This window comes from Mycobacterium sp. 852002-51163_SCH5372311, from assembly GCF_001667115.1.
GTDB lineage: Bacteria > Actinomycetota > Actinomycetes > Mycobacteriales > Mycobacteriaceae > Mycobacterium.
Genome location: NZ_LZIJ01000183.1, coordinates 88,420 through 98,611 on the forward strand (window position 1 = coordinate 88,420; position 10,192 = coordinate 98,611).

A 10,192-nucleotide genomic window follows, 5' to 3' on the forward strand; every position below is an offset into this window, starting at 1 on the left:
CATTCGAACAAACTTTCGATAGACTGGCAAGCGTGGGATGGTTCAACGGGCCGCCGAGCTGGTCGGAGATGGAGCGGGTGCTCGACAGCAAGCCGCGTCATGCCGGCGCGCCGGTGGCCGCCGAAGCCCCGGAAGACGGTCCGTTATCGCGTAGGCGCCCGACCTACCAGCCCCCCACCGCCGACAGGGTGGTGCGTTCATCCATCCCGTATGCCGAGTTGCATGCGCATTCGGCGTTCAGCTTCCTGGACGGGGCCAGCACGCCGGAAGAGCTGGTCGAAGAGGCTGCCCGGCTGGATCTGCGCGCCCTCGCGCTGACCGACCACGACGGCCTGTACGGAGCGGTGCGATTCGCCGAAGCTGCCGCGGAACTCGACGTGCGTACCGTGTTCGGCGCGGAGCTGTCCGTGGGGTCTGGCGCCCGCACCGAGCAGCCGGACCCGCCCGGCCCGCACCTGCTGGTGCTGGCTCGCGGCCCGGAGGGCTACCGGCGGCTGTCGCGTCAGCTGGCCGCGGCGCATCTGGCCGGCGGCGAGAAGGGCAAGCCGCGCTACGACTTGAACGCGTTGACCGAAGCGGCCGGCGGACACTGGCACATACTGACCGGGTGCCGTAAAGGTACTGTGCGACAGGCGCTTTCCCAGAATGGCCCGGAAGCGGCGGAGCGGGCGCTGGCCGATCTGGTGGACCGGTTCACCGCCGATCGGGTCAGCATCGAGTTGACACATCATGGTCAGCCGCTCGACGACGAACGCAATGCGACGCTGGCCGGGATGGCGCCGCGTTTCGGTGTCGGCGTCGTCGCCACCACCGCAGCGCATTTCGCGCAGCCGTCGCGCCGACGGCTGGCCATGGCTATGGGCGCCATCCGGGCCCGGCAGTCGCTGGATTCGGCGGCCGGATGGCTTGCGCCATTGGGCGGATCGCACCTGCGGTCCGGGGAGGAGATGGCCCGGTTGTTCGCGTGGTGTCCCGAGGCGGTCACTGCCGCCGCCGAGCTCGGCGAGCAGTGCGCATTCGGACTGGCACTCATTGCACCACAGCTGCCGCCGTTCGACGTACCCGGCGGTCACACCGAGGACAGCTGGCTGCGGTGGCTGGTCATGGCTGGTGCGCGCGACCGCTACGGGCCGCCCGGGGCTGCGCCGCGCGCTTATAGCCAGATCGAGCATGAGCTGAAAGTCATTGCCCAGCTGCAGTTTCCGGGTTACTTCCTGGTGGTGCACGACATCACCCGGTTCTGTCGGGAGAACAACATCCTTTGTCAGGGCAGGGGGTCGGCGGCCAATTCCGCGGTCTGTTATGCCCTCGGCGTCACCGCCGTCGACCCGATAGCCAACGAGCTGCTGTTCGAGCGCTTCCTTTCCCCCGCCCGCGACGGGCCGCCCGACATCGACATCGACATCGAGTCGGACCAGCGGGAAAAGGTCATCCAGTACGTCTACGACAAATACGGCCGTGACTATGCCGCCCAGGTCGCCAACGTCATCACCTACCGGGGCCGGATCGCGGTGCGAGACATGGCCCGTGCCCTGGGCTTCTCGCAGGGCCAGCAGGATGCGTGGAGCAAGCAGATCAGCCACTGGAACGGACTTGCGGATTCTGCCGATATCGAGGACATCCCTGAGCAGGTGATCGACCTGGCGACCCAAATCCGAAACCTGCCAAGGCATATGGGCATCCATTCCGGCGGCATGGTGATCTGCGACCGCCCGATCGCCGATGTGTGCCCCGTCGAATGGGCGCGCATGGAGAATCGCAGCGTCCTGCAGTGGGACAAAGACGACTGCGCAGCAATAGGTTTGGTGAAGTTCGATCTGCTCGGCCTGGGCATGCTCTCCGCGCTGCACTATGCGAAGGACTTGGTGGCCGAGCACAAGGGCATCGAGGTGGACCTGGCCAAACTCGACCTCTCCGAGCCGGCGGTGTACGAGATGCTGTCCCGCGCCGATTCCGTCGGAGTGTTCCAGGTGGAGTCGCGCGCGCAGATGGCCACCTTGCCGCGGCTGCGGCCGCGAGTGTTCTACGACCTGGTGGTGGAGGTAGCGCTGATCCGTCCGGGGCCCATCCAGGGTGGATCGGTGCACCCGTATATCCGGCGGCGCAACGGTCTCGACCCGGTCGTCTACGACCACCCGTCGATGGAGCCGGCATTGCGAAAGACGCTGGGAGTACCTCTTTTTCAGGAGCAGCTGATGCAGCTCGCGGTCGACTGCGCCGGGTTTTCCGCCGCCGAGGCCGACCAGCTGCGGCGGGCCATGGGTTCCAAGCGTTCGGCCGAACGCATGCGACGGCTGCGCGGCCGGTTCTACGACGGCATGCGCGCGCTGCACGGTGCACCCGACGAGGTGATCGACCGGACCTACGAAAAGCTGGAAGCGTTCGCCAACTTCGGCTTCCCCGAGAGCCACGCGCTGTCCTTCGCGTCGCTGGTGTTCTACTCGTCGTGGTTCAAGCTGCATCACCCCGCGGCGTTCTGCGCCGCGCTGCTCCGGGCCCAGCCGATGGGCTTCTATTCGCCGCAGTCGCTGGTGGCCGACGCCCGGCGGCACGGTGTGCTGGTGCACGGTCCATGCGTCAATGTCAGCCTGGCGCACGCCACTTTGGAGAATTCGGGCACCGAGGTCCGGCTCGGTCTGGGCGCCGTTCGCCACATCGGCGACGATCTGGCGGAACAGCTGGTCGAAGAGCGAAAAGCCAACGGCCCCTTCGCCTCGCTGCTGGACCTGACCTCGCGGTTGCAGCTGAGTGTGCCACAGACCGAAGCGCTGGCGACGGCCGGAGCGCTGGGCTGCTTCGGGATGTCCCGGCGGGAGGCGCTGTGGGCGGCCGGTGCCGCGGCCTCCCAGCGGCCGGATCGGCTACCCGGGGTGGGCTCGTCGTCGCACATCCCGGAATTGCCGGGAATGAGCGAGCTGGAGTTGGCCGCCGCCGACGTGTGGTCCACCGGCATCTCCCCGGACAGTTATCCGACGCAGTTCCTGCGGGCGGACCTGGACGCGATGGGAGTGGTCCCCGCCGGGGCGCTGGGTTCGGTGCCCGACGGCGACCGGGTGCTGATCGCCGGCGCGGTGACACACCGGCAGCGGCCCGGCACCGCCCAGGGAGTGACGTTTCTCAACCTCGAGGACGAGACCGGGATGGTCAACGTGCTCTGCACGCCAGGGTTGTGGTCGCGGCACCGCAAGCTGGCGAACACCGCGCCGGCGCTGCTGATCCGCGGACAGCTCCAAAACGCCAGCGGCGCGATCACCGTCGTCGCCGAGCGGATGGGCCGCATTTCCCTCAGCGTCGGATCCAAGTCCCGCGACTTCCGCTAGACCGCCTTTGCCGAACGTGCACAAAATGCCGGCAAAACCCGGCATGTCGCGTACAAACATGCACGCTCGCCCGAAGATGGCTAGGCCGTGGGCGTGGTCCACACCCTGGTCGGAGTGATGATCATCCGGGTGCTGTAGGAGGCGATCGCCTCGGTCAGACCGAAATTCGCGGCGTCATCGCGGTACTTGGCCCAGTACGCCTCGTCGTCCCGGCAGTCGACATCGGTCGCGTCTATCGCCGCGGTTCCACCGACGACGATGATGCCGCCGCCGTTGCCGTCGGAATCCAGGTTCAGGCTCACCTGCGGGCGGGCCTTGATGTGGGCGACTTTGGCCGCCTGCGGCATGGAGTACACCCGCAGCGTGGTCCCGTCGAAGTAGAACCAGATCAGCCGTGGCACCGGCTGCCCCGACTTCGCGACGGTGGTCAGCCATCCGTACTGGTCGGAGCTGAGTCTGCTGGAAACCTCTTGTGTCAGTTCGACGCTCATGACGTAACGGTAGCCTCCACGTCATGACCCTCAACCTGTCCGTCGACCAAGTGCTCACCACCACCCGCTCGGTCCGCAAACGCCTCGACTTCGACAAGCCGGTGCCTCGCGAAGTGCTGATGGAATGCCTCGACCTGGCGCTGCAGGCGCCCACCGGCTCCAATTCGCAGGGCTGGCAGTGGGTGTTCGTCGAGGACGCCGAAAAGAAGAAAGCAATCGGCGACGTCTATCTGTCCAACGCTCGCGGCTACCTCAGCTCGCCCGCGGCCGAGTACGCCGAGGGCGACACACGCGGCGAGCGGATGGGCCGGGTCCGCGACTCCGCGACCTATCTCGCCGAGCACATGCACGAGGCACCGGTCCTGATGATCCCGTGCATCTACGGTCGGGAAGAAAAGCAGCCATTAGGTGGGGTGTCGTTCTGGGCGTCGCTGTTCCCGGCGGTATGGAGTTTCTGCCTGGCGCTGCGCTCGCGCGGGCTGGGCTCCTGCTGGACGACGCTGCATCTGCTGCACGACGGCGAGCGCAAGGTGGCTGACCTGCTCGGTATCCCGTACGACCAGGTCAGCCAGGGTGGGCTGTTTCCGATCGCCTACACCAAAGGCACCGACTTCCGGCCGGCCAAGCGCCTGCCGGCCGAGCGCCTGACGCACTGGAACGCCTGGTAGCGGCTAGCCGGCTCCCGCGTAACCATGCTGGCGCCACGCCTCGTAGACGGCGATGGCCGCGGCATTGGACAGGTTGAGCGACCGCCGGCCGGCCAGCATGGGGATGCGCACCCGATGGGTGATGTGCGCGTCGCCCAGGGTGGCCGTATCCAACCCAGTGGGCTCCGGCCCGAACATCAGCACGTCGCCGGCGTGGTAGCCGACCTCGGCGAACGACGTCGTCGCCCCTGCGGTGAACGCGACCACCCGGGCCGGCATCAGCGCTTCCCATGCGGCGTCCAGTGAAGGATGCACCGTGACCGAGGCCAGGTCGTGGTAGTCCAGGCCGGCCCGGCGCAGTTTGGGTTCGGACAAGTCGAAGCCGAGGGGCTCGACGAGATGGAGTTCGCAGCCGGTGGCGGCCGCGGTCCGGATGGCGTTGCCGGTGTTGGGGGCGATGCGCGGGGAAACGAACATCAGCTTGAACACGGCTTCCCCTGACATCGAAATCCACCCAAAGTCCGATCGGACTTCGGCACCTGAGTATGCGGTTTTCGGCACGGATTGACTGCTGCTCGCGGAGAATTTCGCCTTGGCCCCTTATATAGAGAGATGCGGCGAATAGCCGCCCGCATCCCCGTCGGCCATATCTGCTGCGCGGGAGAAATTCCGCGCCTGCTGTGAACAGAGGGAGGAATGTGGTGACGTGGGCCTCGGGCTGTCATACTCGCAGGATCGCCAGGCGTTTACCGCTCGCGCCGATCTGCCTGGGGCGGGCGACATAAAGCAGGAAGTTTCATGAGCCTCTTATTTGTCGGAGCGCCGAGTGTCAGCGCAGCGGCCGGTACCGCCAAACCAACGAAAGCCGCAGCAACGTGACCGCTTTCACCCGCCCGGCCCACCTGGCCCAGGCGGACACCCCGGAAGTTCCTCCCGCCGACCCGGTGAAGCGGCCGTTGGCCTGGTCGCTGAGTAACTGGCCGGTTCGGTGGAAAGTGCTGGCGATTGTGCTGGTGCCGCTGACGCTGGCCACTGTTTTCGGTGGTTTGCGGGTGTCGGATGCGATGGCCAGCTCCAAAGCGCTGCGGCTGGCCGCTGCCCGCGCCGACGTGATACCGGCGATCACCAAGTACATGTCGGCACTGGACGTGGCGCTCAAGGCGAGCTCCGCCGGAAACGACGTGGGAGGAGCGAAGAACAACTTCGAGGCCCGCAAGGACGAACTGCAGACGCGACTGGCCGCCACCGACGTCAACCCCGACGTCCGATCGGGTGTGAACAGCCTGCTGAACGGCGGTCAGGCGCTGTTGGACAAGGTATTGGCCAACAGCATCGGTTTGCGCGACCGGGTGACCACCTACGCGCCGCTGCTGTTGACGGCCGAGAACGTGATCAACGCTTCGGTGCAGGTGGACAGCGAGCAGATCCGGGCCCAGGCACAGGGCCTGAGCAGGGCGGTCGGTGCCCGCGGCCAGATGACCATGCAGGAGCTTTTGGTGACGCGCGGCGCCGAGCTGCCCGAGCCGCAGTTGCGCACGTCGATGACCACCCTGGCCGGAACCGAGCCCTCGACGCTTTTCGGGATGGCCGAGGTGCTCGGTGCCGGCTCGCCGGACGCCAAGACCCTGCAGCAGCAGATGGTGACTCGGATGGCGATCATGTCCGACCCGGCCAGCGCGCTCGTCAACAACCCCGCGCTGCTGCACTCCATTCAGGTCACCGACGGGATCGCCGAGCAGGTCATCAACAACGCGACCACGGCGGTGACCAAGTCGGTGCAGAGCCAGGCGAATGTGCGGCGCGATGCCGCCATCCGCGACGCGGTAGTGGTGCTGGCCGCCATTGCGATCGCCGTGTTCATCGTGCTGCTGGTGGCGCGCGCGCTGGTCGCGCCACTGCGCGTGCTGCGCGACGCCGCACTCAAAGTCGCGCACGCCGACCTCGAGGAGGAGATAGCCCGGGTGCGCGCCGGCGACGCCGAGCCGACCCCGCATCCGCTGCCGGTGTACACGACCGAGGAGATCGGCCAGGTTGCGCACGCGGTCGACGAGCTGCACACCCAGGCCCTGCTGCTGGCCGGTGACGAAGCGCGGCTGCGATTGCTGGTCAACGACATGTTCGAAACCATGTCCCGGCGCAGCCGTTCGCTGGTCGACCAGCAACTGTCGCTCATCGACGGCCTGGAGCGTGACGAGGAGGACCCCGAGCGCCTGGACAGTCTTTTCCGTCTCGATCACCTGGCGGCGCGGTTGCGCCGTAACAGCGCCAACCTGCTGGTGCTCGCGGGCGCCCGGCTTTCGCGGGACCGGCGCGAGCCGGTGCAGCTGTCGACGGTGGTGCAGGCCGCCGTCTCCGAGGTCGAGGACTATCGCCGGGTGCAAATCGCGGCCATGCCGGAGTCCACCGTCATCGGTACGGCGGCCGGCAGCCTCATCCACCTGCTCGCCGAGCTGATCGACAACGCGCTGCGCTACTCGCCCCCGTCGTCACCGGTTTCCGTTTCGGCGGCGCCCGCCCGGGACGGGGGAGTGCTGCTGCGGGTCTCGGATGCCGGTCTGGGTATGAACGATTCCGATCGGCGGATCGCCAACATGCGGCTGCAGTCCGGCGGCGAGGTCACTCCCGACAACGCCCGCCACATGGGGTTGTTCGTGGTCAGCAGGCTGGCCGCCCCGCACGGCATCCGGGTGCGGCTGCGCGGCCCGGCGATGTCGGAGGGCGGCCACGGCACGACAGCCGAGGTATATCTGCCGTTGTCGGTGTTCAGCGAGGCCTCCGTCGTGGTTCGCGGGGCGCGACCGCGGGCACGCGCACGAGCCGGAGCGCCGAACGTCAAGCCCGACCGCGCGGCCGGCTCGCCGCTGGCCGCGGCTCCGGCAGCCGCACCTGCCGCGGAGCCGGACACCGCCGTGCTCGAGACGTCGAACCGCAACGGCGTCCCGGGCTCCGAAGCGGAATCCGCCCCGCCGGTCACGCTGCTGCCGCGTCGCAGTCCGGGTTCCAGCGGTATCACCGACCTCCCCTTTGCCGAGGAACAGCCCCGGCAGCAGCGGCGTGAGCTGCCCACTCCATGGTGGGAGCACGGGCAAGCGCCGGAGCCGCAGCAAGCGCCGGCCCCGGAGCCGGCGCAGACGGCGTCGGACACCTCGGGGTTCTTCGCAGCGCGCTCCGCTGTGCAGTCGGCGGGACGTTCCCCGGCGCCGCCGCAACAGTCAACGCAAGCGGCGGCGCCGGTCAGGCGGGCCGCCACACCACCGGCCCCGCCCGACTCAGCCGCCGACGACGTGATCTACCAGCGGATGCTCGCCGAGATCGTCGGCGACCCGCACGAACTGGCGCAGCACCCCGACCTCGATTGGAAGTCGGTGTGGGACCGCGGCTGGGTGCTCGCCGCGCATGCCGAGGAGACGCCCGTCGAGTCTCAGACCGACACCGGCCTCCCGATGCGCAAACCCGGCGCCCGGCTGGTACCGGGGGCCGCCAAGGGAACCGAAACGGGAGAGTCGAGCACCTGGCTGGTTTCGGGCGAACATCAAGAACCGGCCAGGGAGGTCGAGCACGCCGCCGCGGGTCGCGATCCCGAGGCGATTCGGGCGTCGATGAGCAGCCATTTCGGCGGCGTGCGCAGCGCACGCTCGCATGCCCGGGAAGACACTCAAGGACCGGGTGACGACGAATGACGACGCAAACGTCGGACAACACGCTGGACTGGCTGGTGTCGAAGTTCGCGCGGGAGGTTCCCGGCGTGGCGCATGCCTTGCTGGTTTCCGTCGACGGCCTGCCACTGGCCGCCAGTGACCGGCTTCCGCGCGAGCGCGCCGACCAGCTCGCCGCGGTGGCGTCCGGGCTGGCGAGCCTGGCGACCGGCGCCGCGCAGCTGTTCGACGGTGGGCAGGTGCTGCAGTCCGTGGTCGAGATGCAGAGGGGCTATCTGTTGCTGATGCATGTCGGCGACGGCTCGCATCTGGCGGCGCTGGCTGTGACGTCGTGCGATATCGGTCAGATCGGTTACGAGATGGCGATGCTGGTCGAACGGGTGGGCGGAGTCGTGCAGTCCTCCCGCCGCGCAGCGCCGGGCCCGGCGTATTCCTGAGCCGCGATGGACGGACGCGAGCCGCGTAAATCCCGATCAACCGCGCGGGAGGCCAACCTGGTCCGCCCGTATACGCTGACGGCCGGACGAACCGGCACCGACGTCGACCTGCCGCTGGAAGCGCCGGTGCAGACGCTGGGACTGGCGCACTCCTGGCCGGCCGGCGACGTGCGAAGCAACATCATCCGGATGGGCGTCAAGAGTCCCTCGGTCGCGGAAATCTCGGCCCGGCTGGATTTGCCCGTGGGTGTCGCGCGCGTCTTGGTCGGCGATCTGGTCAACGCCGGTTACCTTCGGGTGCACAGGACGTTGACCGACCGTTCGACCCGCGACGAGCGCCAGGAACTCATAGGAAGGACGCTGCGTGGCCTTAAGGCACTCTGAGGCGCACTCCGGCGGGCACGGCACTGCGTCCACGAAGATCGTGATCGCGGGCGGGTTCGGCGCCGGAAAGACCACCTTCGTGGGCGCGGTTTCGGAGATCATGCCGCTGCGTACCGAGGCGATGGTTACCGACGCCTCGTCCGGCGTCGACGCGCTCGAGTCCACTCCGGGCAAGCAGACCACTACGGTTGCAATGGACTTCGGCCGGATCACCTTGGAAGAGGATCTGGTGCTCTATCTGTTCGGGACGCCGGGCCAGCGCCGGTTCTGGTTCATGTGGGACGACCTGGTACGCGGTGCCATCGGCGCGATCGTCCTGGTCGACGTCCGCCGCCTGGAGGACAGCTTCGCCGCCGTCGACTTCTTCGAGCACCGCAATCTGCCGTTCTTGGTCGCGGTCAACGAATTCGAGGGCGCCCCAACGTATCCGCTCAACGCGGTGCGCGAAGCGCTCACGTTGCCGGCTGACATCCCGGTGATCACCGTCGACGCCCGCGATCGCCGGTCGGCGACGGACGCCCTGATCGCGGTGAGTGAATACGCGCTGGCCACCCTGGCCAGCTAGTGGCCCGGGACGGGCAGTGGACTGACTGCGAATTCGCCGGTCACGATTTCACCGACGAAGACCTCAGCCGGTTGTGCACCGAACGGGTCGTGTTCACCGAATGCGATTTCAGCGGTGCCAACCTGGCCGAGTCGCATCATCGCGGGTCGGCCTTTCGTAACTGTACTTTCCGGCGAACATTGCTGTGGCACAGCAGATTTGAACAATGCAGCATGCTGGGCTCGGTTTTTGAGCAGTGCCGGATGCGGCCGTTGACCCTCGACGAGGTGGATTTCACTCTTGCCGTGCTGGGCGGCAACGACCTCCGCGGCGTCGACCTGAGTGGCTGCCGGCTGCGAGAGGCCAGCCTGGTAGAGACCGACCTGCGCAAGGCCGTGCTGCGCGGTGTCGACCTCAGCGGTGCGCGGACCACCGGTACCCGCCTGGACGACGCCGACCTACGCGGCGCGACGGTGGATCCCACATTGTGGAGAAGCGCGTCACTGCCGGGTGCCTGGGTGGACGTCCCGCAAGCCCTCGCTTTCGCGGTGGCGCACGGCCTCCGTCTGGACGGGTGAGCCGCGCAGATTCAGTGTGAATCGAGGGCGTTGGCTGTGAATCTAGGGCGGAAATCGACGGGCGAATTCAAGGGATGACCGCAACACCTGAGTGAAGGGGTGTTGTGTCATGGGTCGGGTTCAGGTTTCTGAGTC

9 protein-coding genes are annotated in these 10,192 nt (G+C 67.7%); 7 read left to right on the top strand and 2 right to left on the bottom strand.

All coding sequences use genetic code 11. The features are described 5' to 3' along the window. Positions 1 to 32: 32 nt before the first annotated feature. The gene (locus tag A5791_RS21685; protein WP_067241239.1) at positions 33 to 3,320 is read left to right on the top strand and encodes an error-prone DNA polymerase; all 3,288 of its coding nucleotides are present in this window, start codon (positions 33 to 35) and stop codon (positions 3,318 to 3,320) included. Between the two features lie 80 nt (positions 3,321 to 3,400). On the opposite strand, the gene A5791_RS21690 is transcribed toward A5791_RS21685, so the two are convergent. After that, entirely contained in the window at positions 3,401 to 3,811 is a 411-nt protein-coding gene (locus tag A5791_RS21690) for a TIGR03667 family PPOX class F420-dependent oxidoreductase (protein WP_067241242.1), read from the bottom strand. 23 nt (positions 3,812 to 3,834) lie between these two features. On the opposite strand from A5791_RS21690, the gene A5791_RS21695 reads away from it, so the two are divergent. Beyond that, entirely contained in the window at positions 3,835 to 4,479 is a 645-nt protein-coding gene (locus tag A5791_RS21695) for a nitroreductase family protein (protein ID WP_067241244.1), read from the top strand. Between the two features lie 3 nt (positions 4,480 to 4,482). Here A5791_RS21695 and A5791_RS21700 read toward each other — a convergent pair whose 3' ends face one another. Then, complete coding sequence (locus tag A5791_RS21700; protein WP_067241246.1) at positions 4,483 to 4,947, bottom strand: tRNA (cytidine(34)-2'-O)-methyltransferase; 465 nt, start codon at positions 4,945 to 4,947, stop codon at positions 4,483 to 4,485. Between the two features lie 386 nt (positions 4,948 to 5,333). Between A5791_RS21700 and A5791_RS21705 the strand changes: the two genes are divergently transcribed. From A5791_RS21705 to A5791_RS21725, 5 genes are read left to right on the top strand one after another with little or no spacing between them, the layout of a single operon-like run. Next, positions 5,334 to 8,138 (top strand): HAMP domain-containing sensor histidine kinase, encoded by a 2,805-nt coding sequence (locus A5791_RS21705; protein WP_067241248.1) that lies wholly within the window; start codon positions 5,334 to 5,336, stop codon positions 8,136 to 8,138. After that, positions 8,135 to 8,551 (top strand): serine protease inhibitor, encoded by a 417-nt coding sequence (locus A5791_RS21710; RefSeq protein WP_067241251.1) that lies wholly within the window; start codon positions 8,135 to 8,137, stop codon positions 8,549 to 8,551. The genes A5791_RS21705 and A5791_RS21710 overlap by 4 nt, the downstream gene beginning before the upstream one ends. Positions 8,552 to 8,557: 6 nt before the next feature. Next, positions 8,558 to 8,935, top strand: coding sequence for a DUF742 domain-containing protein (locus A5791_RS21715; RefSeq protein WP_067241253.1), 378 nt, complete (start codon positions 8,558 to 8,560; stop codon positions 8,933 to 8,935). Beyond that, a complete protein-coding gene (locus tag A5791_RS21720; RefSeq protein ID WP_067241255.1) occupies positions 8,916 to 9,500 on the top strand; it encodes an ATP/GTP-binding protein in 585 nt (194 codons plus the stop codon). Before A5791_RS21715 ends, A5791_RS21720 begins: the two co-directional genes overlap by 20 nt. Then, entirely contained in the window at positions 9,500 to 10,057 is a 558-nt protein-coding gene (locus tag A5791_RS21725) for a pentapeptide repeat-containing protein (protein ID WP_067241257.1), read from the top strand. The genes A5791_RS21720 and A5791_RS21725 overlap by 1 nt, the downstream gene beginning before the upstream one ends. The last annotated feature ends 135 nt before the right edge of the window (positions 10,058 to 10,192 follow it).